Origin of the sequence: Methylophaga sp. UBA2513 (assembly GCF_002341285.1) — a bacterium.
GTDB lineage: Bacteria > Pseudomonadota > Gammaproteobacteria > Nitrosococcales > Methylophagaceae > Methylophaga > Methylophaga marina.
The window spans coordinates 134,120-159,765 of the sequence record NZ_DDNT01000010.1; the positions used below are offsets into that span (position 1 = coordinate 134,120).

The window sequence follows — 25,646 nt, forward strand, 5'->3', positions numbered from 1 at the left end:
TACCGACTTATCGACCAGCTAACAGCTCGTCTTCGATAAAGTCTTGTTGTTTTACTGTTGCATCTATTGCTTGCAGCATTTCTAACAATGCTGTCATTTTATGTAATGGCCAGGAATTAGGTCCATCACTTAAGGCTTTTTCAGGTTCGGGGTGTGTTTCCATAAACACACCGGCAATGCCGGTTGCGACCGCTGCACGTGCCAGTACAGGCACAAATTCACGTTGACCACCAGAGGCACCGCCTTGTCCACCGGGCTGCTGTACGGAGTGTGTTGCGTCATAAACTACAGGACAGTCCATATTTCGCATGGTAGGTAAACCACGCATATCGGAGATCAGGGTGTTGTAACCAAATGAGGTGCCACGTTCACACAACATAATCTGTTGGTTACCGGTTGATTTGGCTTTGTCTGCGACGTGTTGCATATCCCAAGGTGCGAGAAACTGACCTTTTTTGATATTAACTGGCAGCCCCTGACTAGCCACATTGACAATAAAATTCGTTTGGCGACATAAGAACGCTGGTGTCTGCAACACATCTACCACGCTGGCAACTTCGGCTAGTGGCGTATCTTCATGCACATCCGTCAGTACGGGCAAATTAAATTCTTTTTTAACTTTTTCCAGAATCGCTAAACCGGCTTCTAAACCTGGTCCACGATAACTCTTTGTCGAGGTACGATTGGCTTTATCAAAAGAAGACTTGTAGATAAATGGAATACCCAACTTGTCAGTGATTTCTTTCAACTGACCGGCTACATCCATGGTCATTTGCTCACTTTCAATAACGCAGGTACCGGCAATTAAAAATAAAGGCTGTCTACCACCCACTTCGTGACCACATAATTGCATGATATTACCCTCTATTCTTTTTGTTAGCTTTGGCAGCACTGATAAATCCTTCAAATAAAGGATGGCCATGACGCGGTGTCGATGTGAATTCTGGATGGAACTGACAAGCTACAAACCATTGATGTTCTGGAATTTCAATCATTTCAGCCAAGGTTTCATCTTTTGACATACCAGAGAACACTAAACCCGCTTGTTCCAGTTTCTCTTTATAGTTGCTATTGAACTCGTAACGGTGACGATGACGTTCAACAATTTCTTGCTCACCATAAATTTTTTGAGCCAGACTGCCAGGTTTCAGTACACATGGATAACCACCAAGGCGCATGGTACCGCCAAGGTCAGAATCATGATCGCGTTGCTCAACGCTGCCGTCTTCTTTTTGCCATTCAGTAATCAGACCAATCACAGGATCAACCGTGTTTAAGTCAAACTCAGTACTGTAAGCTTCGGGCATACCGGCTTTATGACGTGCATACTCAATGACGGCAACCTGCATACCTAAACAAATACCCAGGTATGGAACATTATTTTCGCGGGCAAACTGCGCGGTTTGGATCATGCCTTCAACACCGCGCTCACCGAAGCCGCCCGGTACCAGAATCGCATCCATATCCTTGATGCAATCCGGCCCTTGCTGTTCAACCAGTTCCGAATCGACATAGTGCACATGCACTTTGGTTCTGGTATGGATACCAGCATGAATTAATGATTCAGACAACGATTTATAAGCTTCGGTCAGTTCCATGTACTTACCGACCATAGCAATATTCACTTCGCCTTCCGGTTTAGTCAGGTTGTTATAAACCTGTTGCCATTGGCTTAAATCAGCCGGTTTAGCATCTAAACCTAATTGTTTCACGACAATGTCATCTAAGCCCTGACGATGTAATTCCATCGGAATTTTATAGATGCTGTCCACATCCACACAAGACACCACATTATTCACTGCCACATTGGTGAATAACGCAATTTTCTTACGTTCAGATTCTGGCAGAGGCCGATCCATCCGACATACCAACACATCCGGTTGAATACCTATGGTTCTGAGTTCTTTAACTGAATGTTGTGTGGGTTTGGTTTTGATTTCGCCTGCCGATGCAATATATGGCACCAGAGTTAAATGCAGGAATAATGCACGCTCATGGCCCAATTCGGAGCCCATCTGACGAATGGTTTCAAGGAAAGGTAAGGATTCAATATCCCCGACTGTGCCACCAATCTCTATCAACGCCACATCGGCATCACCAGCACCTTCGAAAATACAGCGCTTGATTTCATCAGTAATGTGCGGAATAACCTGTACGGTATTGCCTAAATACTCGCCACGACGTTCTTTACGAATCACGTTCTCATAAATCTGTCCGGTCGTGTAGTTATTGCTGCGGGTCATATCCGCATCAATGAAACGCTCATAGTGACCGAGGTCAAGGTCAGTTTCTGCACCGTCTTCTGTGACAAAAACCTCACCGTGTTGAAGCGGGCTCATCGTACCGGGATCAACGTTGATGTAAGGGTCAAGTTTTACCAACGTGACTTTCAGTCCACGTGCTTCAAGAATAGCAGCCAGTGACGCCGCGGCAATCCCCTTACCCAGGGAAGACACAACACCACCAGTGACGAAAATAAATTTAGTCATAATATGGAGAGTTCAATAAAAAACGACGCGGCCAGAATGGCTGCGCTCAAAATAGCGTATAAATTATCAGAATTGCCCTTCCCGCTCAATCTAAATCTGGTTGAAGATCACCAGCCAGATAAGGCAGCCAGCCTTTTTCACCAGTATCAGCCGCATAATGTTCAGCATAACCATATCCCACAACGGCGACTAACTCTGCTCCAACAAAAATCAGCGGAATAGTTGCGCGCTTCCAAGGTGGTACTGACCACTCCTGGAAAAGCTGTTTTAATGATTTGTGTTGCGGATGTCCCCTAAGCCGGATTTTTTCCCCGCCCTGACGATAACGCATCATGAGATCACCATTGAGCACAGATGTTTTCAAACCATCACCGGAAGTCAGCTGCCATTTGAGTGTGCAGTCGTCGGACAACTCAAGTTCTGCAGGGCCAGTGAAATTAATCTCTATTGGAGGGAGTTCTGAATCTGTAGAAGTCTGAACATATAAATCATCTCGATAACGCCTGACTTCAGCATCTGCCCATCTCACCAGCGGGGCTTTATCATCAGCGGCATTGATCACGTCTTCGATAATACGCTGTAAAATCGCTGTAGACGGTAATACATACCCTGCTGTTTCAATCATAAACCGCAACAGGTTTCGTTGCCGCTCCAAGGGTAGTTGTTTCACCGCTGCGATAGATAAATGTCCATCGTGTTTCAACTGACACTGTTCTCGATCCTGTTCCGCCAATTGAGCTAATAGCAGACTAGTCTCTTGGCAATGCTTCGCACTTCGACTAATAGCTTTTTCAATAGTGGGCCAACGCTGTTGCAAAAGCGGCCAAATTTCTTGGCGTAGATAATTGCGATTGATATCGATGTTTTGATTACTGGGATCATCAACCCACTGAAGCTGATGAAGTTCAGCGTAATCAAGAATATCCTGCTTGGGCACATCTAACAGTGGTCGGATAATGCTCATACCATGTGACTGACTTTCAGGCCACATAGCAGAAAGTCCTAATGGCCCTGCACCACGAAATAGCTGCAGTAAAAGCGTTTCAGCCTGATCATGCTGATGTTGGGCAGTGACCAGCACTTCATCTGGCAGTAATTCATCACTCAGAGCCTCATAGCGGGCTTTCCTGGCTGCGGCTTCCAAACCTAATTCATCGATATCCTGAACAGTGACATTAATATGACTAAATTCAATATCAAGTTTGCTGGCAACATCGGCACAATGCTTAGCCCACTGCTCCGCTGTTTTATGTAAACCGTGGTTAATATGTACAGCACGAACTTGAGCAAGCTGTGGGTGTTGTGTGGTTGCTAATAGATGCAATAAGACATGAGAATCGACACCACCACTGTAGGCAAGACAAACAGGTCGTCCTGCCGCCAGTGAAGTAATGTCAGTGATGATTTTTTGGGGATTTAATGACACCCCGTTTTTTATCCCTCAAAAGCGCCGTAATTCAGCAGTTTTTCCTGACGGCGTTTGATTAATTTATCAGCAGGGAGTTTTTCTAACTCTTTCAGTTTATTTTCAATGGCTTGTTTGACGCGTTTTGCCATTTCAGGCACGTTACGATGCGCACCGCCTAAAGGCTCAGCGACAACTTCATCGATCAGTTTCAATTCTTTCAGTCGTGAAGAAGTCACACCTAATGTGGCTGCGGCATCTGAGGCTTTTTCGGCACTCTTCCATAAAATAGATGCACAACCTTCAGGGGAAATCACCGAGTAAATACCGTATTCAAGCATCATCAGATGATCAGCAACACCTACAGCTAATGCGCCACCAGAACCACCTTCACCAATGACTGTACTGATAATGGGCGTTTTTAATTGTGCCATTTCAAACAGATTACGGGCAATCGCTTCACTTTGACCACGTTCTTCAGCACCGATGCCAGGATAAGCGCCAGGCGTGTCAATGAAGGTAATCACAGGCATGCCAAAGCGTTCTGCCATTTTCATCACACGCAATGCTTTACGATAACCTTCTGGTCTTGGCATACCAAAGTTTCTGGCGACTTTTTCTTTGGTGTCACGCCCTTTTTGATGGCCAATCGCCACAACAGGACGACCATTTAAACGACCAATCCCGGCGACCAAAGCCGCATCATCAGCATAGGTGCGATCACCATGCAGTTCTTCGAAGTCTGTCAGAAGTAATTTAATGTAATCAAGGGTGTATGGGCGTTGTGGATGACGCGCCATTTGTGTGATTTGCCAGGGCGTTAATGAGGCGAAAATCGATTTTGTCAGACTTTCACTTTTTTCCTTTAACTTTTGAATCTCTTCAGTGATATTTAAATCACTGTCATTACTCATGTAGCGCAACTCATCAATTTTCGCTTCCAGCTCAGCGATGGGTTGTTCGTAGTCAAGGAAATTTAACTGCATCAGGATTACCTTAGATATTCAAAAATGGGTGAATTATACACATTAAGCCAGTGAGACACTTAGCTGAGAATTAATTCATCTGGTGTGTCTGACCCGGCACTGTCGTCACCAAGACGAATAGCCAGACTCAAATCATTACGCGAATCGGCATTCATTAATGCGTCTTCTTCTGTGATCTTACCACTGCGATACAGACCGAGCAGCGCCTGATCAAATGTAATGGTACCTTTTTCATTACTGTCACGCATGGCATCTTTGATACTGCCAATTTCTCCTTTATTGATCAAATCTGAGATATATGGAGAATTCAGCATGACCTCAACGGCAGGTACACGCCCTGCATCCTTGGTTGGCAATAATCGTTGAGAAATAATGGCTCGCAAATTAAGCGATAAATCCATTAATAGCTGTCGGTGCAAAATTTCAGGGAAAAAGTTAATAATTCTATCGAGTGCCTGATTGGCGTTATTAGCGTGCAATGTCGCCAGACAGAGATGACCCGTTTCAGCATAGTTAATCGCGTGTTTCATTGTTTCCATATCACGGATTTCACCAATAAGAATGACGTCGGGCGCTTCACGCAAGGCATTTTTTAAGGCGTTTTCATAAGATAAAGTATCAATACCCACTTCACGCTGTTGCACGATTGAGCGTTCATGTTTGTGTACAAACTCCAGCGGGTCTTCAATTGTCAGAATATGTGAACTGGAATTACGGTTGCGATGACCTATCATCGATGCCAGCGTGGTTGACTTGCCTGAACCTGTTGCCCCCACCACCAGAATCAGTCCACGTTTTTCCATCACCACATCACCGAGCACATCAGGTAAGCCAATTTGCTCAAAGGTTGGAATGGAGGTTCTGATATAACGAATCACGATAGAACACTCGCCACGCTGACGGAAAATATTGACCCGGAAACGCCCCACGCCTTTCAGAGGAACAGCAAAGTTCATCTCAAGCGTGCTTTCAAATTCCTTTGCCTGCTCATCCGTCATCATCGAATAAGCCATTTCTTTCACATCACCGGGCGCTAATTTCTGGGTGCCAACCGGTCTGATGACGCCCTGAATTTTGATATGGGGTTCAGTACCAGTGCAGAAAAACATATCTGAGGCATCCTTGTCTGCCATCAGTCTGAAATAAGGTGTCATATCCACTTTGCGGGTCCTCTTGCAACAATGCTCAGATAGTGCGTTTATCCTACAACAATGCGAATGTGCATACTATTATGCGTTTCACGCTTTTCGAGTGCTCAATTTGTCATCGTAGCACGGTATCGAACGGTGACGTTTTGACTTTCCGGCAACATAGCTAACTGACTCATCAAAGTATCGCTGGGGATAACCTGCCAGTCATCACCTAACATAATTACCGTGCTTGCTTGTTCGTTCTGATATAACAACTCCAGTGATAAAGCACCACCCTTGAAAGGCGTCAGCGTATTTTTCATTTGTTCTATCCACTGACTGACCTTGTCTTTATTATCAATATTAATCTGGAGAGAATGACCAAACGCTTCGCGCGCTCCAGTGATATCAAACACTTTTTCTGCTGTCGCGGCTAGGCCCCCAGTGAAGTTGTCCTGTCCGATTTTGCCTTGAATCACTACAAGCTTGTCAGGCTGAATAAAGCTCTGATATTGGTCATAAACATCGGCAAACACTCGCACTTCCAGACGACCACTCTGATCATCCAATGTGATAAAAGCCATACGGCCGCCATTTTTTGACTTCATGGTGCGAATCGCCACCACCAAGCCAGCGGTTAACACTGGCTTTTCATTACGCTGATACCCTTTAGATTCAGGCGCATCCAGTTCATTTATGCGTTTGGGGATGAATTCAGCCAATTCTTGTTGATAACGATCAATCGGATGACCACTCAAGTATAAACCCAGGGTGTCTTTTTCAGCCTGTAATAAATGTTCTTCTGCCCACTCCGCGGCCTGTTCCAGAGGTTCATCCTGACCGCTATCAACTTCCGGACTGAGTCCAAACAGATCATTCTGACCACTGTCTTTATTACGCCGGTGTTGATCGGCGATCTGCATCGCTTTTGTCAGGCTGGCCTCAATACTGGCGCGGTGTCCACCGAGAGAGTCCATGGCACCCGCTTTCACAAGCGACTCCATCACCCGACGGTTAATCTTACGCATATCAACCCGGCGACAAAAATCATACAAAGAACTGAAGGTTTCGCCCTGTTCACGCTCAGACACAATACCGGCCAAGGCAGACTCACCCACGCCTTTAATTGCGCCTAAGCCATAACGAATCGTTCTTTCATCTTCCACGGTGAATTTGATTTTGCTGTGATTCACATCAGGTGGTAGCACCTTCAGTTTCATATCACGACACTCATCAATCAAGCCAACGACTTTATCCGTATTATCCATATCCGCAGATAAGACGGCTGCCATAAACGCGGCTGGATAATGGGCTTTTAACCAGGCGGTTTGATAAGCGACTAAGGCATAAGCCGCCGAGTGAGATTTGTTAAAACCATACTCAGCGAATTTTTCCATCAAGTCGAAAATCGGTCCGGCTTCTTTTTCCTCAATGCCCCGTTTAGCTGCCCCTTCGAGGAACAATAAACGTTGTTTGGCCATTTCTTCCGGTTTTTTCTTCCCCATCGCCCGGCGCAACATATCGGCGCCACCCAGGCTATAGTTCGCCAGGATCTGGGCGATTTGCATTACCTGTTCCTGATAGACAATGACTCCATAGGTTGGCTTCAATACAGGCTCAAGATCAGGATGAGGGTAATCAACTTTTGCTCGACCATGTTTACGGTTAACAAAGTCATCTACCATGCCCGATTGCAATGGACCAGGACGGAATAACGCCACCAAGGCCACGATATCCTCAAAATTATCAGGTTGTAAGCGTTTAACCAGCTCTTTCATCCCACGCGATTCAAGCTGGAATACGGCGGTTGTTTCACAACGCTTCAATAAAGCGTAGGTTGGTTTATCGTCCAATGGTAGATTGGCAATATCGATTTTATCGGCGTCTTCTTTCGGTAGCAGCGTGCGGACGTTTTTCATTGCCCAGTCAATCACTGTCAGCGTCTTCAGACCCAGAAAGTCAAACTTCACCAGACCGACACTTTCCACATCATCTTTATCAAACTGAGAGACAAGACCAGCACCATTGTGCTCACTGTAAATTGGCGTGTACTCGGTCAATACTTTTGGCGCGATAACCACACCACCGGCATGTTTACCGACGTTTCTGGTTAAGCCCTCCAGCTGTAAAGCGAGGTCAATCAGGGTTTTGACTTCTTCCTCATTGTCATAACGCTCTTTCAGCAATGGCTCTTGCTCCATCGCTTTGCTGAGTGTCATCTTTAATTCAAACGGGACTAATTTTGCGAGCTGATCAACAAAGCCATAGGGATGACCTAATACACGGCCGACATCACGCAATACCGCTTTGGCTGCCATGGTCCCGAAGGTAATAATCTGTGATACGTGATCCCGACCATAATGTTGTGACACATATTCAATAACCCGGTCACGACCATCCATACAAAAGTCGACGTCAAAGTCGGGCAAAGAAACACGCTCAGGGTTAAGAAAACGTTCAAACAGCAAGTCATATTGCAAGGGATCAAGGTCGGTGATTTTTAAGGCATAAGCCACCAGAGAACCTGCACCCGACCCCCGTCCTGGCCCAACCGGCACATCATTATTCTTCGCCCACTGGATGAAGTCAGCAACGATCAAGAAGTAGCCTGGGAAGCCCATTTGGTTGATAACATCCAGCTCAATCTGCAAACGCTCTTCATAGCGTGCTTTATTCGCTTCTCTGTCGGCTTCGTCGGGGAACAATACTTCTAAGCGTTCAGCAAGGCCTTTGAAAGATTCTTCACTGAAAAACTGCTCAATGGTCATGCCGTCTGGTACTGGGAAGTCAGGCAGATAATGCTCACCCAGTGTCAGTTGCAGATTACACCGTTTGGCAATTTCAACCGTATTTTCTATTGCTTCAGGAATGTCATCAAATAAGGCGGTCATCTCTTCAGCACTTCGAAGATATTGATGCTCCGAGTAATTCCGTGGACGACGTGGGTCATCCAGCTGACGACCTTCATGAATACAGACTTTGGCTTCATGCGCTTCAAATTGATCAGGGGTTAAGAAACGCACATCGTTGGTCGCGACCACCGGTAAGTCTTTTTCTGCTGCTAAAGCTGTAGCTGCCCGGATAAACCGCTCTTCATCTTCTCGTCCGGTACGAATCAACTCCATGTATAAACGGTCAGGAAACAATGTCTGCCAGAAGTTAAGCTGCTGCTCAATTTCATCTTTCTGATGATTGAGTAAGGCTTTACCCAAAATACCTTCACGACCGCCAGATAAACAAATCAGTCCATCAGTTTGGCCTTGCAACCACTCAGCTTCCAGCATCGGTACACCGAGGTGCTGGCCTTCCATATAGGCTTTTGATAACAGGCGTGACAGATTGTGAAACCCATCCAGGTTCATACACAGCAACACAAACCGCGTGCTTTGCTTGGCGTCATTCGGATCACGCAAACGCAGATCGGCACCTAATATCGGTTTCACACCAGCCTGCATCGCCGCATTAAATAATTTCACCGCCGCGAATAAATTATGATGATCGGTGATCGCAATAGCAGGCATGCCTGCATCGGCCACTTGCTTGACCAAGGGTTTGACTCTGACTAAACCATCAACCAGTGAATAATCAGTATGCAAATGAAGATGGACAAACGATTTTGGCATTAATGTATTAAACCTATTTTCTGTGATTAATTTAGCGAGGGAACTCAACAGGGCCTGGAATTCTATCGCCCAGTGTCTGCCCTACAATCGACTCAGCTTCTGCATGGCCTTTGGCAAAGGCTTCTTCCTGACTCATCGCAGGGGAATAAGGTGACGCTTTTGGTACCCCATTCTGACCTCGTTTTATATAAAGCGTTTGGGTTGGAAACGCAAACTCGATTTCCATTTGATGTGCCAATCTCAGAACATCCAGTAAAAAACGATGGCGTTCTCGAAGCTCGGTGTTCCAGTCCGGTGTCGCCCAAAACACATACAAGAGAATATCTAATGAAGCGGCACCATAATCGTTAAAGTAGACTTGGTAGAGGTCTTTACGCATATAGGGATGCAACTGAATAATGCGTCGAATACCCTCACAAAAACCTTCAATTTTTTCTGGTGGCGTATCGTAGGTGACTGCTAATTTTGTCAGCATACGACGATAACGACGCGCGCCCATATTATCAATTTTGGTGGTGGTTAATATGGAATTAGGCATGGTGACTAATGAGTTATAAAAGGTACGGATTCGTGTACTACGAAAACCAACTTCCTCCACCATTCCTTCGATATCACCAATGACAACCCAGTCACCGATATGAAAGGGACGATCCATCAGCACAGTTAAGGAACCAAAGAAATTACCCAATAAATCTTTAGCGGCCAATGCAAATGCTAAACCACCGAGACCGAGACCCGCTAATAAACTAGTGACATCAATATTCAGATTATCGGCGGCAAATACGATTCCCATCACGACCACAAATACTTTCATACTCTTCGTGATCATGGGTACTAATAAGTCATCGTACTTGGTCTGCGTTTTGCTCACGCGAGCCGTCCAATAGGCATTAAAAATATCGACCAGTCTGAACGCACTCCATATGCCCGAGATCGACACTAACAGTTTCACCGCCACCAACAAAATCAACAGTGCCGTATCAGGTAAACCCAGTAAATTCAGACCTGACCACCACATCAGAGCCATGGCCATTAAACCTAGGGGACGTAATACATCGTCATCTAATTCTGTGTATAAGGCATGTTTCTGTTTACGGCGTTTGATATGCAGTTTTAATAAAAATGCCAGAGATTTGTCTGCAATAGATCCGATAACAATAATCAGAAATAAGCCAATCCATTGCCAATATTCTAATAAGAAACCAGTCCTCAGAAATTCCGGTATATCTGATCGTAATCTGACACTGACGGGTAATGACACTTTTGCTGAAGACTTTTCAACCAGCTCTTTGTTGTGACTGAGTTCATTGAAAATATCAGGAATGGCTTCAATAGATTCTGGACTGAATAACCAATCACCTTGCTCATCAAGCTTAAGCACAATATTGCCATTATCTGTTCTTAGATAGGTATATTGCTTGCCTTTCGGATTTTCAGGAATCTCACTGACTTTTGGCGTCTTGGCGATCTGAATAATATTGTATAGCAGGCGTGCCGTTTCGCGACCACGCTCCGTTCGTATAAGCGGACTGACATTGGATAAATCAAAGGTCGAAACAGCGTGTTCGATCGCACTATTATCCCCTTCAGCCACTTTATCCATCGCTTTGATAAAGTGTTTTACCGTGATTCGGGGCTGAGTCAGATTAAGCTTCTCAACCGTGACATCAACAGGTTTTTCCTGGCTCGATGAACTCTGCATGCCGACAATAGCGGCAGGATTAATTCCGCCGCCAGCGTGGACTGACAAGCTCCATATCATCAAAAAGAAAAACAACGACCTCGTTATCATGTGAGATTTAACTCCATCTCAGGATCAGGTGCGTAATCCATCACGGTTTGCACAGCCTGTTTCCATTCGGCACTTTGTTGTAATTCATGACGAGGCGTCGAATGCCGACCATGCAGGCGCATCAAACGTGCGTTTCTCAACGGATCAGTCGCGTCTTTCAGGCCATCAATTACCTGCTCAACACTACCGGGATTATTGCATACCAGCACCATATCACAGCCGGCAGATAACGCTGCTTCGGCTCTTTCCAGAGGGCCTCCCATAATAGCAGCCCCTTCCATGCTCAGGTCATCGCTCAAAATGGCACCCTGAAACTGTAGTTTACCGCGTAGCATGTCCTGCAACCAAAACGGTGAAAAACAGGCCGGTAGTTTGTCATTATTTTCGTAAACAATATGTGCAGGCATAATGCCTGCCAGCTCAGTTTGACATAAACGGGTAAATGGCAACATATCGGCCTGCAGCATATCTTCCAGATGACGGCTATCAACAGGCAAGCCAAGATGTGAGTCGACTTCTACTGCGCCATGACCTGGAAAATGTTTTCCTACCGCCGACATCCAGGCGCGTTTCATACCCTGAATATAAGCACGAGCGATGTCCGTTACCGCTAACGGATCACGATGAAAGGCACGATCGCCAATCACCTGACTAACGCCATAATCTAAGTCCAGTACAGGTGCAAAACTGAAATCAACACCAACCGATCTTAATTCTGCAGCCATTAACCAGCCGGTTTGCTCTGCTCTTTCCAGCGTCAATTTTGGATGCTGATGATATGCCTTACCTATGGCAGCCACAGGTGGTAAACGACTAAAGCCCTTTCTGAAACGCTGGACACGACCGCCTTCGTGGTCGACAGAAATCAGCAGATGCGGTTGTCTCAGCTGATGGATGTCGTCACATAAACGGGTAATTTGCTCGACTGACTCAAAATTACGACTAAATAAAATTACCCCGCCGACCAGGGGATGTTTAAGCATTTCTTTTTCTGTTTCGCTCAGTTCAGTGCCGAGCAAATCGACCATCAAGGGGCCTAATGCCATAGTGATTTAACCTTATTCGTGGATCCAGACTTTAAGACCAGGGTGAACCTGATCAAACAACGTCACTACGTCCTGATTACGCATACGCACACACCCATGAGAGAGTGCCTCCCCCATCGGTAACTCATCAGGACAACCATGGATATAAATATAACGGCGCATTGTATCAACATTTCCCAGTCGGTTTTTACCGACTTCCATGCCGCTGAGCCAAAGAATTCGAGTCAGGATCCAGTCACGATTAGGAAATTGCGCTTTTAAGGCTGCATTGAAAATTTCAGCCGTAGGACGACGCCCGACAAAAACACTATTGATGGGCTGATTATGGCCAATTTTTGCACGGATCAGATGCCAGCCACGCGGTGTACAACCACTGCCATTCTGCTCACCGGGACCATTTAGCGCTGTAGAAACAGGCGCTTCAAACAAGACTTTATCAGCCTGACGCAGCCAGCAATGTTGCTGTGTCAGTGATATATCCAGCCAGGCTTCATTATCTTTAATCACATCCGAGTTCATCATTCTTTGGCAGAGACTGACTGTTCATTATGCGATAACAACTGGGGATCATCTTCTTCCTCTATGGCTTCAACAATCATGGTCAACGGTTCAGTTTCGTAATCACGTTCAATCGTTTCCAATTGTGGCAATGATTTGCTGACTTTCGTTGATAACTGACCAAAGCGATCCACTTTGCCGTATAAGCCCTGCTTCCCTGCCACACCTTTGATGACCTGATTATATTGATTACTAACTGTGCCCAAAGTATTGCCCAATTTTTGTAATCGTTCAGCGACAATCGCCACCTGATTGTAAATATCCCCTGCTTTTTCGCTGATTTCCCGAGCTTCAGCATTACTACGTTCCATCATCCACAAATTAGAGACCGTTCTCAGAATCGGTATTAACGTGGTGTGAGACACCAGTACAATGCTTTTTTTATAGCCATACTCAAACAAATCCTTGTTATTTTTTAATGCCTCAATATACGCAGGCTCAATTGGCATAAACATCAACACAAAGCTGGGACTTCGCATGCCGACCACATTGGTGTAATCCTTTGAAGCCAAATCATCAATATGTTTACGCACCGCTCTGACATGATCCGCCATCGCCAAGCTGTATGATTCTGGTGTGTCTGCTGACACCGCACGGTCATAAGCGTTAAGGGAGACCTTACTATCAATAATGATGTGTTTATTATCTGGCAGTTTAATCAAATAATCCGTTTGTTTCTGTTTGCCTTCAGCATCTTTAAATGCTGTCTGTACTTCAAAATGTGCATCTTCAATTAAGCCACTCATTTCCAGAGTCCGTCTTAGTTGCGCTTCACCCCAGGCACCACGTTGCTGAGAGTCGCCTTTTAAAGCGGAAGTCAGGTTGTGGGCGTCTTCACTCATTTTCAGGCCAATATCCAATACTTTTTTAATCTCAGCATTCAGATTAGTATTGCCCTTGATTGACGCATCATGCACTTCGTTAATCCGTTTCTGGAACCCTTCAATCTGCTCACGAAAAGGTTTCAAGAGCACATCAATGCTCGACTTACTGGTATCGGTGAATGTTTTGCCTTTTTCTTCAAAAATCTTGTTTGCCAGATTCTCAAACTCTTTAGTCATTGATTGTTTGGTATCTGCCAGCTGCGCCATTTGCTCTTTGAAATGTTCTTCCCTTCTCTCTAAAGTCGTTTTTAACTCGGTATGTTGATTGGATAGTGACTGATAAGCTTGCTGTAAGTCCTGAAACGCCTCTACTTGCTGTTGCAGCTCAGCTTTTTTATCCGTGAATTGCTGTTGTAAAGACAGGTAATTAGCCTGTGCTGTTTCCGATTGTTTTTCAGCCTGATGTAACTGCTGTTTTGTCTGTTCCAATGTTTGATTGAGTTGATGAATCTGTTGTTTCTGTTCATCCAAAGCAGTCGTTAATCGTGACTCAGTAGCCAATGCGGCTTGCAGTTGTTGTTCTTGTCCACTCTGACTCAGCTCTAAGGCGTGTATGTGGTTTTGTAGTTCGGCTGTTTTGCGGCTATGACGTAAAGCAAATACTAAATAAGCCAATGCAGCAGAAACCACAACAACAATTGCCAGTAAACCAATAAGTTGATCAGGCGACAGACTTTCTAACATAGTGATTCCTGCAATATAGAGATGGTGCTATCAGCCTGATACGTGCAGGCTGAACAAGCTCTACAAGATAACAAAGCCAGATAATAATTGCGATATTCGCTAGGGTTTATGTGTCGCTTGATACACGCCCAGCACAGTTAACCATCGGCTTAGTACCAATGGTAAAAAAGCGAGTAACGCTATCGACAAAAAAAGATCATGCTGAGATTGCTTCGGTACCCGCTCTTCCACAATTAGAGGCTGTGATTGCTGTTTGTGGATTTCATCAATGGCTTTAGAAAACTCATCCAGTGAGCCTGCTTCAAAAGCCTGGTAAGGTACGCCCAGTTTTTTAAAGGCTTTGTGTAATTTTCGTTCTGGCATATCAATCCAGAGCAGACTGTCATTATCGCTGGCGTCCAACGTCATGCCTTTCATTGATCGTAGGTAAATCCAATATAAATTCAGACGCATCTTTTTAAAAACATGGTGCAGGTATGCTGTCTGCTCGGCAGAAAAAACTTGGCCACCATCGGAAATGAGTAAAATATTTCGTGATCCACGGTAAGGCTCATCTTTGTACATATTCACAGCCAAACTCAGCGCTTTGAAAATATCCGTTTGAGATAAACCTTTACCGAGTCCACCGGCATTGATCGTCGCCAGAACGGCTTCTTTGTTGTAGGTAAGCTTCAATATTTCAGTTGATTTGGTGCTAAAAAAAACATAACCAAAACGGTCATCTGGACGGCGCCTCACAAACTCAGCAAGATAATCCCTTGAAACTTCGCGTTTGCTTCTACTAATCACAGTGTCCCTTCGAAGAGTATTCCATGGCGGCCTAGCAAATTGGTCATCCATACTGCGGCTACGGTCTAACAGAATGACAAACTCCGCTCCTTGGCGAGTGCGTTCAACCACTTGTTCAGGAATGTAAGGGTTCGCCAGAGCCAGAAGTAGAAAAATAATAGCAACGGATGCTGACAATTTGCTAAGCCATGACAGTATTAAAGACAATGAGTCTCTAGGAATAAACCCTTGCCAAACAACCGTTTTAGTCGTGTTCAGAAACAGCCAGGGTAACAAGGCCAGGGGGAGAAAGTAGAAAAAAACAGGATGAGCCCAATTGAACTCAGTCATAACATCCTGCCAGGCGCAGCCATACAAAAGATCTGAAAATCGTCAGACTAAAATGACAATCCCTGTCAAACATAACTCACTCCATGTATTAGTCGTCTGTTCGTACAAACCACCTATAGGGTAGAAACACCAACAAAATTAAAAACAAGGCTGCACCAGCAAACCAGGCATATAAATCATAATCGATGGTTTGCTCACGGGTGTTAGACTCATCTCGGATAGTATCGACTAGATCCACCGGGTCATTTGGTGATGAGACAAAGGCAAATCCTACCCGATTCGCTAAGGTAGCCAAGTGAGATTTTTTCTGTGAGGACAGGTGTTCACTTCTGGGTTTATTCACATTGACATCCCTATCAGCTCGCATTGAGGCAAACACATCTTCATGCATCACCTCATTGATTCCCCATACGCCTTCAATCACACCTTTGTCATTTGTTTTAGGAATAGGAAGAAGCTCCTCACCACCAATCCCGACTAAGATTCCGTGAATCTCACCTGGCTTACCAGCAAACTTAGGAAATAAGGTGGGATTAATCGGGGGAGATTCATGCCCGTCTGTCAACATCACAATGGTCGGTCTGGGATCAATCTCTTTAGCCTGACGAATAGCGGTATAGACCGCTTTTGAGACTTCACTGGAACGGGCCCAGGCCATATAAGGATTGACCTGCTCAAGCATCTGTATCAAATCATGATAAGACCCACAGACTTCAACTGGGTTCATCAAAATTAAACTTCTGGATTCGCTGAAAATAGCCAATCCCGCATGAGCACCACATGGCATTTCTAATAACGTTCTTCGCGTAAACTCTTTGGCCCACGCTAAGCGACTGACGTTCTCCCCGTCTAGTTCAGCATCTTTCACATTCATGCTGTCGGTGATATCGATGACAAAGATGGCATCCATGATTTTGACATCTCGCTTGACCAGCGGGAACCATAAAGCAGCCACAACAAATATAAACGCCGTCAGCATCACAATGGCTGTTAGCAATATACGTTTTTGGTAACTCACTCTCATGGAAGATCTACCTTGAACGCTTTACTCTCAATTGAACGCTGGCTGCTGATCACATTCTTTTCATAGTTAGGGTTAACAGCCGGATCTTCAGGTACCGCTCTCAATGCCACTTCCAGGTTATAGCGTGCATCCCAAAGGTTGGGATCTAACGCTAAAGCGCGTCTAAAATCCTGTTTGGCGAACTCGATTAAGGGTAACTGACGGGCATCAGCTTCCGTCATTTCCAGCGCTGCGCGTAAATTAATATTGCCGCGATTGTAAAAAACCAAAGGCATCAATTCACCCGAAGCCTTACCCAAAGCAATAGTGAGCTGATCCAAGGCCAATTCATGCTGTTCCTGCTTCTCAAAATCAGCCGCTTTAGCAAAATGTGCACGAGCATCGTCTGGTACATCATCACTCGCCGAGGGTGAAGTAATGTATTGCTCAACCTGTATTTCTTGCCACAATTGCATGGCTAAATAGATAACCGAAGCGGTGCTGGCCAAAATCAATACAATCAACGAAAAACGTAGTGTTTGTAATTTCTTATTCATGGGCTTTTTTTACTCCCCACCATGTATATAAATGTGAACTTGCCAATAACAACATGGCTAACATCGCCAACCAGAGAAAGACATCTTCTTTAGGTTCGTGTGGCAGTGTTTCTTCCACAATCAGTGTTTGATAATGCTGGCGGTCAATTTCAGATAAGGCATCTGCAAAGCTTTCTAATGAGCCAGCTTCAAATGCACGATAAGGCACACCTATCGATTTAAAGAACGTATGTAATTTCCGTTCAGGAATGTCGACCCACAACAAATTGTCATTGTCGCTGGCTTCGAGTGTCATTTCCTGCCTGGATTTAAGATATATCCAGTAAATCGTGAGATTCATCTCACGATAAGTGCTGGCAATCTCTTCTTTAGCTTCATCTGTTAATAATTGCCCACCATCAGACACCAACAAGACAATCCGGGAACCGCGATAAGGCTGGTCTTCAAACATTTTGGCACTGCTGATTAATGCCTCAGCCATATTGGTGTCTGATAAGCCTTTACCCAGAGCATTAGCATTAATCGTTGCTAAAACAGCTTCTTTGTCATAGGTCAACGGTAAAAGATTGATAGCTTTAGTACTGAAAAAGACGAAGCCAAATCGGTCATCAGGACGATTTTTGACAAACTCCGTTAAATACTCCCGAGCCACATTACGTTTTGAATTATCGCCCCCTACACTGACTGTTGCAGCTTGTGCTTTAACAGCAAAAGGATCATCCATACTTCGGCTGCGATCTAATAACAACACGATCTCCGCACCTTCACCAATTCGCTCTCTTTTCTGCTCAGGTAAACTGGGTGAGGCTAATGCCAGGATAAGGCAAGCTATGACGAGAGAAGCCAAGCTTTTCAGGGTGAGATTAATCACACGTGATAAAGGATCGACGGGAACCAGATTCACCCAGGCGACGGTTTTATCCAGATTGTGGTTAAACCAGGGTAATAATGCCAGCGGCAATAAAAATAAAAGCCAGGCATGATCCCATTCCAAACCGGCTAGCATCATGCCATTTTCTCCTTAGCACGACATTTTTTTGCCAGTTCAAAAGAGGCGGAGAATGGTGCTTGTTCCACTGGCTCACGGCTAAAGAAGTGGCTGGCTGACTGCTGGTAAAAGTGTTCAATCTCGTCGGCCAGCGGTTCCAACCAAGGGCATTTCTGCCACAGTACTGACAGATCATTTTTAACAAGCACACGACCTGCGCTGCGATTAAATGCATGGTGCAATTGACGACTGGCTTCATCGGCATTTTTGCGCCCCAGAAAACGCATTTTATTTAACTCAAATACGGCTGTCGCAAATGGCAAACGATGACGTGGCCGTAAACCAAAGTGCCAAGCCAACCAAATTAAGATAGCGACAAATAAAACAGCTATGGCAATCCACAACTCAGTCAGAAGCTGTTGATGGCTTTGTGGCAGTAACACAGCATCGGCACGTGGCTGATATTGACTACCATCCGCATTCGATAAAAATGAACCCAGCTCCAGTGTAGTCGCAGGCACCGTTAAGAACTCTCCTGCTTCTGTGCGAAGTTCTATTTCTGGTGTTTGCACTTCCCGAGTCTGTGCTGGCACATTAATTATCTGAAACGTTAATGTCATCACGGTCCCTTCTGACTGGCGCTTTAACAACTGCAGCCAGGGACCATAACGTTTTTCGACTTGTGGCAGTGAGTGGGCTTCTAACTGACTGCTATCTACGGGTAAATGGATGGTTGCCTGGATCTGGTCACCGACCAGTAATCCCCAGCTACGATCAAAACGAATAGTGACATCTTCCGCAAAGGCGTTTGCTGTCACCAGCGTAAATAAAAACAGAGCAAATAATCGCATTGTCTGTATTCCTATGAGTTTTTCATGGCGTAAAAATATTCGGTCAACTGTTGTGGCGTCACATCGCCCTCAACATAGAGTGGTCTTATGCGATAACGCATAAAACACGCTGAGAGTTGAGAAAAATGGTCGTCCATTTGTTGTTGCCAACGCTTTTTAATACTTGGCCGCATCCAGACGCTGTGCCGCTGACCTGTCTCAGCATCACGTGTTTCTGCCCATCCCGCATGCGAAGGAAAGTGATCGACATCGTCATGCCGCCATACAATCGGGATGACCGTATATTGCGACAATTTGCGTAAACTTTGCTCCAACAAGCTCAGATCAAAACAAAAATCGGAAGCCAAAAAGACCATGGCACGTTTACTGTTAATCAGATCGGTGGCATGTGTTAAGCCTGCCGCCCCAGGTGCTTTTGGTTTAGCCGCATCCATCAGACGCTCAGCAGCAAATGCCGGCATGCTACGTTGCGTGGTGGGCATAATCGTCATGTCTTGGCGCCATTCACTATCAAACGCCGTCATAGCAAACTTATCGCCAATACCAATTGCACTGTGTGCGATCATATGAGCCAGTTTTGCCAATCGTTGATGATTCACACTGGAAACCGTCATGGATTGACTGATATCAGACATTAACCACAACGTGATGGATGAACGTTGTTGATAACGTTTTACCAACCAGCGTTGTTGGCCTTGCTGAGTCACATCAGCGGCTTGATGACGCAAACTGGCACGTATATCCAGACGACGAGGGTCCGGATAATCAAACAAATCCGCAAATCCCGCAAACCGATCGCCACTGCCTAACGCTGTACCGCTATGCGCGCCAGGCACATGACTAAACACCTTATCGGGAAAACGATAAACAAACTCCTGCTGAGGCAGGTTTCTGATAGCCATACAGATTAAGGTGTCGCGATATGATCGCGAAGAGCTCGAACAAATTGCGGCATAATTTGTTCGCGTCGACCTTCATACACTGGAGAAAGGAAGACACGGTGTGTCATGGAAGGTAACAACACGGTATGAATATCATCTGGTAGTACATGATCACGACCATCCAACCAGGCTGCCACTTTTGCGGCTCTTACCATGGCTGACATACCACGAACACTGGCACCGGCCACCACCAGGTCTTCCACATAGATATCAGGCATTTCAATACCTAATTCATGCGGCGTCCAGCTGGCATCCCATAAACGAACCACGTAATTTTCAATTTCAGGTGATACAAAAATACTACGTTGAATATCATGATCCAGAGCATTTAATTGTTGATAGTCCAGTAAAGGTTCACCAATCGTGTTCAGCAGCTGATCCACATCATGAAACGCAGGATCGAAAATAAGTTGACGACGAATCGCGTCATCAGTCGGGCGGCTGATATTTATCTCAAATAAGAAACGGTCACGAGCGGCAGCACTGAGTTCAAATGTTTCTTCTTTTTCTACCGCATTGCGGTCGGCAAACACGACCATATGAGGGAAACGATATTCTTTACCAAATGCTTCAACACTGCGCTCAGCCATGGCACGAAGTAATAATGACTGCACCTGAGGTCTGGCACGGTTAATTTCGTTAAAGAAGAAAACGGCTGTTTCTGCACCGTGATTAATCAATGGGCCAGGATCAATGACCGGTTTACCTTCTGCATTTACCCAAGCACTATAGAGCAGGTCATTCGGCATTAAGTCGACGCTACCCTCAATACGCCCAAAAGCACCACCCAGCGCTTTTGAAAACGTACGTAGTAAAGTGGTTTTACCTACACCTACACCACCTTCCAGCAGCACATGCCCCCGTGCGTGTAAGGCAATCAAAATCAATCTAACTGCTTCTTTTTGACCAACGACAACTTGATTGACGACATTTTCTAACGCCAGCGCTTGTTCTCTCGCTGTCTGTAAAAGCTGAGATTCAGCCATTTTCTCTCCCCTTATTGGTTTTTTTATTTCATCACTCTAGCCAGTCCATTGACATAAAATCATATGTATCAACAAATAATCTTATGACGCTATCATTTCAGACCGCTTTATGAGTTTGCAATCCACACTGACCTACCGGATGAATAGTGCTCAGTTGATGAATCATATTAGAACTTTATCCTAATCTGCGTTCAGCCGAAATATGCCCAGTGTCATCGGGCAAATTTCCCGACACAATAAACAGCGCTTTGCAGATGTCTGGATTACTCCTAGACTAGCTTCATGTTTGTATCAGTGAAAAACGGATGAATCTACAACTCCAACTCTTCGTGCGAATTTTGATTATTGCGGTGATCTGCATCGTCGGCAGTGCATGGTATGTGTTGTATCAAACCAATCAACAAGCACTCAATGAAGCAGAGGCGACGGCGAGCAGGATTGAGCATCAAATCCGACAACAATTGCTACAAATGTTCCAACGTTATGACTTTACACAATCTTTTCCGGATATTGGGCTATGGAACAAAATTGATAGTGTTCCCGGTTCATGCACGCAATTTTTATCCCGCACACAAAGTCGGCAACGCAGTTTATGTAACGCCACTCAGGCATCAAATAAGGATTACCCGATTTGGTTCGGACATTTTTATACACAATTTTTTAACCCAGGCGTGGAAGTAAAACGGTCAGTCAATTTCAATGCAATAAAGTACGGGACGATACTGGTGACATTGAATGTCGATATTGAAACAGCACGCGCCTGGCATAACTTACAAGCTGCTCTTGGCGTACTTGTAGTCACCATCATGGCTCTATGTTGCCTGGTTTTTATCACCATTAATCGCATGCTAAAACCCGCGAAAGATATTGTCGCTGGCCTCGAAAAAATGCGAGCCGGAGACTTAGCAATACGTCTACCGGACTTTGACATCGCTGAATGGAAACGTACCAGTCATGCCATCAATGCCTTAGTCAGTACCCAACAAAATATCATGGCGGAAAACAAACAACTCTCGATCAAGATTATGAATACCCAGGAAGAAGAGCATCGCTACATTTCCAGAGAGTTACATGATGAGTTTGGTCAATGCCTGGCCGGTATCAATGCCGTCACCACATCGGCATCACAGTCGGCTAAAAATACTTGTCCGGAAATAGTGGAGGAGCTAAATTCCATTCGTCACATTACCGGGCATATGATGAGTGCGCTTCGCGATCTGTTGACGCGATTACGCCCCGCAGAGCTAGATGAACTCGGACTGGAAACTAGCTTGAAACAGTTGATAAAAAGCTGGAATCAACGCAGCTCAGGCAAAACGCATTACAGCTTATCTCTTGTCGGTAATATGGATGAACTCGCCGAGACCTTGGCGGTACATACCTACCGAATAGTGCAGGAATGTCTGACAAATATCGCGAAACATGCCAGTGCAGAGCACGCTGAGGTCAATATCAATATTCAGGAAGAGAACGCCCTATCACTCATCATAAAAGATGATGGTGTGGCTGATTTGAGTGCTTTTTCTAGCAGTAATGGCTTGGGACTACTCGGCATTCATGAACGGGTTGCAGCACTGGGTGGTGATCTCAGTCTGGACACACAAATTAATGGCGGACTGGTGGTAACCATCATTCTGCCGATGACTCAAAAAGCGGAAGCCTGACGATGAATAACTCTATACGAATCATGTTAGTGGATGACCATGCGATTGTCAGGGAAGGTTACCGGGCTTTATTGCAAAAACAAGTGAACTTTGAAGTTATTGCCGAAGCCTGTGATGGTGCAGAGGCATACACTCTCTATAAATCACATAAGCCAGATGTGGTGGTGATGGATATATCCCTTCCGGGCCAAAGTGGTCTAAAAGCCATTGAACGTATTCGCCAATTTGATAATCAGGCGAAAGTGCTTGTGTTTAGTATGCATCAAAATCCGAGTTTTGCGATTCAAGCCACACGAGCGGGAGCACTTGGCTACATTACTAAAAGCAGTGATCCTGAAGTACTGATTAGAGCGATCGCCCAGATAAGTGAGAACAAACATACCTTAAGCGCTGATATTGCACAGGCGCTGGCGATGGAGAAACTGGGCCAAGAACAGTCTGCCATTGATGAGTTGACGGTTAGAGAGTTTGAGATTTTACGCCTGTTGTTAGAAGCCAAATCGAGTCAAGACATTGCCGAACTGTTGAATATCAGTCCCAAAACCGTGGCTAATTCCCATTACATTATCAAAAAGAAACTCGGCGTGAATAGCGATATTGAGTTAACTCGATTGGCCATTAAAATGAACCTCGTCAACCTCTTGGATTTGGTTGACGAGGCCAAGTAATCAAGAACGACGTTTAGCGTTTCCGCACTAGCGTGTGTATTGATAAATAAAGGGCTCACTGCCATCAATGTAATACAGGCATTGAAAACTATCTTCTTTGATATTGATCATGTCGCAGACAAGTGTCTCTTTCTGACCATCCTGTTGCCACTCATCCTGACATGAATCACGATATTTTGGTGCTGACGTATCAGTTAGCGTTAAGGTTCTGCCCTTCCGCTGCCATTGATACTGGGTTTGATATAGATCACAACTCGCCTTCTGGCTGGTTTCTTTATAGCTACCTGTGCCATCTTCATTCCACTGTTCAGCACCATCCTCTACCCACTGACACATCTCATCTAGATAAGCCGTATGCCACTGGCCGGTAATATCAAAATTGTCGTTTGTTGCTTCGGGTTTATTCAGCGTAATTAAACTATCAATGCCTACGCCCTTGTCATTCACCATACTTCGATAACTCAATTGCATTTCCATTCGACGCAGTGTGTCTAATGCAGAATACACCTCCATACAGCTTTCCATATTTGTGCCGGGTATCGCACTAAAATCCGTATTTTCCATGAGGTCCACCAGCTTTATATAGTTGATGCTAGAGCTGAAACCTAAAGCGTTTGGCGTTAATTCTTCTGATTCAATAGCGCTTATGGCTTGTTGGCTTTTTTCTCCGCTATAGACAACGACATGCGATCCTTTGATGGCTGCAAAAGTTGGGATATCGATAGGTAAAGGGAGATTCAGCGGCACCTCGGTACCATCCGCCGGAATACGGATATTCGCTAGTTCTGGCACAAGCTGAAGCAGAGACAAAATGCCAGTTGGATTGCTTGTTTCCAAACTTAGTAAAAAGTCGATAGACAACGGCTTGGCTGCATCTGTATCAATATGCAAATCAAACAATGAAAGTCCTAAGCCTTTTATACCTTGAGCCATTCCAGTAACTGCGCCCAGTACCATCGGGCTCATTTGTTTTGATTTGACTTGCGCTTGTTGTAAATCTGGACAACTAAACTCGGCATTGGCAAATTCAGTCCATAATTTTGTCACGCCCGGCGTCAGTTGATCCATATCCAGCGCTACTGCCATGCTTGAAATTTTATCTTCTGCATCCACAACATGATCAGGGATGTGTCCTTGCATGCTTTGCAGAACATTAAGCACTAATGGATGACGTACTTCTAATAACGCACTGACTCTAGCCATGAGCTGATTGTCTTTGACTTCGATATCGTTATATCCCATCAACAGACGAGGTACCTGACTAATCAATTTTAAAGTATCTGCCTGACAGATTTGCATATCGGGATCATTCATCATTTTTTGAGCCAGAGGCGTATCTGAAAAATAGCGTTTGAAATCGTTTGATGCTCTGGAATTATCAGCGACGAAAAGCCCATTCATTAATTTTTCAATATCCAGCATGAAAACTAAATCATTGGTGTATTGCTGTTGCTCACGAATATTGGCTAGATTTTCCTCGAAAGACTCTGGAACAGGTGTTTGTGCAAGACGCTCAGCAGTATCTGTTTCTGTATCTTTATCTGTAATCAGGGTTAAGACAGCAGAAGATTCTGTTGTCGCCAAAACCAATTGCAGATTTTTTTTGTCTACCACCCAACTCAATACAGATTGTTTACCCAGCGTTTTTTCCTGGAAACTAATCCCAGCTTCTTCTGACAGGTTTTTAAACAATGTGACTAACTTTGGCTGATCGACGATGGGCACATTTATGACTGGCACTAGCCCATGTAAATAGGTTGCATAATCGCCTTCAGAAGCCAGACCAAAATAATCGACAAACGCTTGGTAGCTACCATCCGTTTTTTGGCTGTAGTCTGAGAATAAAGCGGTTAAAAATCTTGCGGCGGGTGTATTAGACACTGACAGTTCAGATTGAATGTCGTCCAATAAACGAGTTTCTGTGGGGGAAAAACCAAAAACAGGGGAATCGGCTAAAAAAACAGCGAGGGATTTATCAAGCGTTCCCCCCATGTAAAATGCCGTATCAGCAGGTACATACTGCAAAAGCGCTGATGTTTTTGTCTCCTCTTGTTTGTATTGCCATATGAGGAGCCCAGCAATAACGATAAGGACTAGTACTAAAACTGCTTTTTTCATCACACTTCCCTGTTCGGTTCAAATCAAGCTCCACATGGTGCTATAAAAAAATGACAAATAAAAATCGTTTTTGCAAAAACGTTAAGTACTTTGCAAAAAAAGACCTACTGACTTTCATCAGTAGGTCTTCATTCAGTTAATAATAAATGTGTGA

General features: G+C 44.8%; 20 protein-coding genes. 2 read left to right on the top strand and 18 right to left on the bottom strand.

The genetic code is table 11. The features are described 5' to 3' along the window. Positions 1-7: 7 nt before the first annotated feature. The 17 genes from kdsA to B3V56_RS06550 all read right to left on the bottom strand — a co-directional run bounded on the left by kdsA (position 8) and on the right by B3V56_RS06550 (position 21,042). Complete coding sequence (gene kdsA, locus B3V56_RS06470; RefSeq protein ID WP_091711720.1) at positions 8-853, bottom strand: 3-deoxy-8-phosphooctulonate synthase; 846 nt, start codon at positions 851-853, stop codon at positions 8-10. 4 nt (positions 854-857) lie between these two features. Then, complete coding sequence (locus B3V56_RS06475) at positions 858-2,489, bottom strand: CTP synthase (protein ID WP_289284080.1); 1,632 nt, start codon at positions 2,487-2,489, stop codon at positions 858-860. An 85-nt stretch (positions 2,490-2,574) separates the two neighbouring features. Next, entirely contained in the window at positions 2,575-3,915 is a 1,341-nt protein-coding gene (gene tilS / locus B3V56_RS06480) for a tRNA lysidine(34) synthetase TilS (protein WP_289282496.1), read from the bottom strand. An 8-nt stretch (positions 3,916-3,923) separates the two neighbouring features. Beyond that, on the bottom strand, positions 3,924-4,880 hold the full coding sequence (locus tag B3V56_RS06485) for an acetyl-CoA carboxylase carboxyltransferase subunit alpha (protein ID WP_289244942.1): 957 nt from the start codon (positions 4,878-4,880) through the stop codon (positions 3,924-3,926). Between the two features lie 59 nt (positions 4,881-4,939). After that, positions 4,940-6,040 (bottom strand): PilT/PilU family type 4a pilus ATPase, encoded by a 1,101-nt coding sequence (locus tag B3V56_RS06490; RefSeq protein WP_414673349.1) that lies wholly within the window; start codon positions 6,038-6,040, stop codon positions 4,940-4,942. Positions 6,041-6,135: 95 nt separating this feature from the next. Further along, a complete protein-coding gene (dnaE, locus tag B3V56_RS06495) occupies positions 6,136-9,633 on the bottom strand; it encodes a DNA polymerase III subunit alpha (RefSeq protein ID WP_289284081.1) in 3,498 nt (1,165 codons plus the stop codon). 31 nt (positions 9,634-9,664) lie between these two features. Next, on the bottom strand, positions 9,665-11,425 hold the full coding sequence (locus tag B3V56_RS06500; protein WP_289282500.1) for a mechanosensitive ion channel family protein: 1,761 nt from the start codon (positions 11,423-11,425) through the stop codon (positions 9,665-9,667). Next, entirely contained in the window at positions 11,422-12,471 is a 1,050-nt protein-coding gene (gene nagZ, locus B3V56_RS06505; protein WP_289282501.1) for a beta-N-acetylhexosaminidase, read from the bottom strand. Before nagZ ends, B3V56_RS06500 begins: the two co-directional genes overlap by 4 nt. Positions 12,472-12,483: 12 nt before the next feature. Continuing rightward, the gene (locus tag B3V56_RS06510; RefSeq protein WP_289282502.1) at positions 12,484-12,993 is read right to left on the bottom strand and encodes a L,D-transpeptidase; all 510 of its coding nucleotides are present in this window, start codon (positions 12,991-12,993) and stop codon (positions 12,484-12,486) included. Beyond that, positions 12,990-14,597: a DNA recombination protein RmuC gene (gene rmuC, locus B3V56_RS06515; RefSeq protein WP_289284082.1), complete on the bottom strand. Its 1,608-nt coding sequence runs from the start codon at positions 14,595-14,597 to the stop codon at positions 12,990-12,992. Before rmuC ends, B3V56_RS06510 begins: the two co-directional genes overlap by 4 nt. A gap of 99 nt (positions 14,598-14,696) precedes the next feature. After that, a complete protein-coding gene (locus B3V56_RS06520; protein WP_289284083.1) occupies positions 14,697-15,716 on the bottom strand; it encodes a vWA domain-containing protein in 1,020 nt (339 codons plus the stop codon). An 88-nt stretch (positions 15,717-15,804) separates the two neighbouring features. Beyond that, positions 15,805-16,740: a VWA domain-containing protein gene (locus tag B3V56_RS06525; RefSeq protein ID WP_289244949.1), complete on the bottom strand. Its 936-nt coding sequence runs from the start codon at positions 16,738-16,740 to the stop codon at positions 15,805-15,807. Continuing rightward, complete coding sequence (locus tag B3V56_RS06530; RefSeq protein WP_286305041.1) at positions 16,737-17,276, bottom strand: MxaK protein; 540 nt, start codon at positions 17,274-17,276, stop codon at positions 16,737-16,739. The genes B3V56_RS06525 and B3V56_RS06530 overlap by 4 nt, the downstream gene beginning before the upstream one ends. Next, on the bottom strand, positions 17,269-18,285 hold the full coding sequence (locus B3V56_RS06535) for a vWA domain-containing protein (protein WP_286305042.1): 1,017 nt from the start codon (positions 18,283-18,285) through the stop codon (positions 17,269-17,271). The genes B3V56_RS06530 and B3V56_RS06535 overlap by 8 nt, the downstream gene beginning before the upstream one ends. Beyond that, a complete protein-coding gene (locus tag B3V56_RS06540; protein ID WP_289282506.1) occupies positions 18,282-19,115 on the bottom strand; it encodes a hypothetical protein in 834 nt (277 codons plus the stop codon). Before B3V56_RS06540 ends, B3V56_RS06535 begins: the two co-directional genes overlap by 4 nt. 11 nt (positions 19,116-19,126) lie before the next feature. After that, positions 19,127-20,017, bottom strand: a complete 891-nt coding sequence (locus B3V56_RS06545) for an MxaS protein (protein ID WP_286305044.1) — start codon at positions 20,015-20,017, stop codon at positions 19,127-19,129. 5 nt (positions 20,018-20,022) lie between these two features. Further along, positions 20,023-21,042 (bottom strand): AAA family ATPase, encoded by a 1,020-nt coding sequence (locus B3V56_RS06550; protein ID WP_286305045.1) that lies wholly within the window; start codon positions 21,040-21,042, stop codon positions 20,023-20,025. A gap of 305 nt (positions 21,043-21,347) precedes the next feature. Here B3V56_RS06550 and B3V56_RS06555 point away from each other — a divergent pair, with 305 nt between their 5' ends. Both B3V56_RS06555 and B3V56_RS06560 read left to right on the top strand, forming a co-directional pair. After that, entirely contained in the window at positions 21,348-22,706 is a 1,359-nt protein-coding gene (locus B3V56_RS06555; protein ID WP_289282508.1) for a sensor histidine kinase, read from the top strand. Positions 22,707-22,708: 2 nt separating this feature from the next. Continuing rightward, positions 22,709-23,374 carry a response regulator gene (locus B3V56_RS06560; protein WP_289282509.1) on the top strand — a complete coding sequence of 222 codons (666 nt, stop codon included), beginning with the start codon at positions 22,709-22,711 and terminating at the stop codon, positions 23,372-23,374. 27 nt (positions 23,375-23,401) lie between these two features. Here B3V56_RS06560 and B3V56_RS06565 read toward each other — a convergent pair whose 3' ends face one another. Beyond that, positions 23,402-25,492: a hypothetical protein gene (locus B3V56_RS06565; RefSeq protein WP_289284084.1), complete on the bottom strand. Its 2,091-nt coding sequence runs from the start codon at positions 25,490-25,492 to the stop codon at positions 23,402-23,404. Positions 25,493-25,646 lie beyond the last annotated feature (154 nt).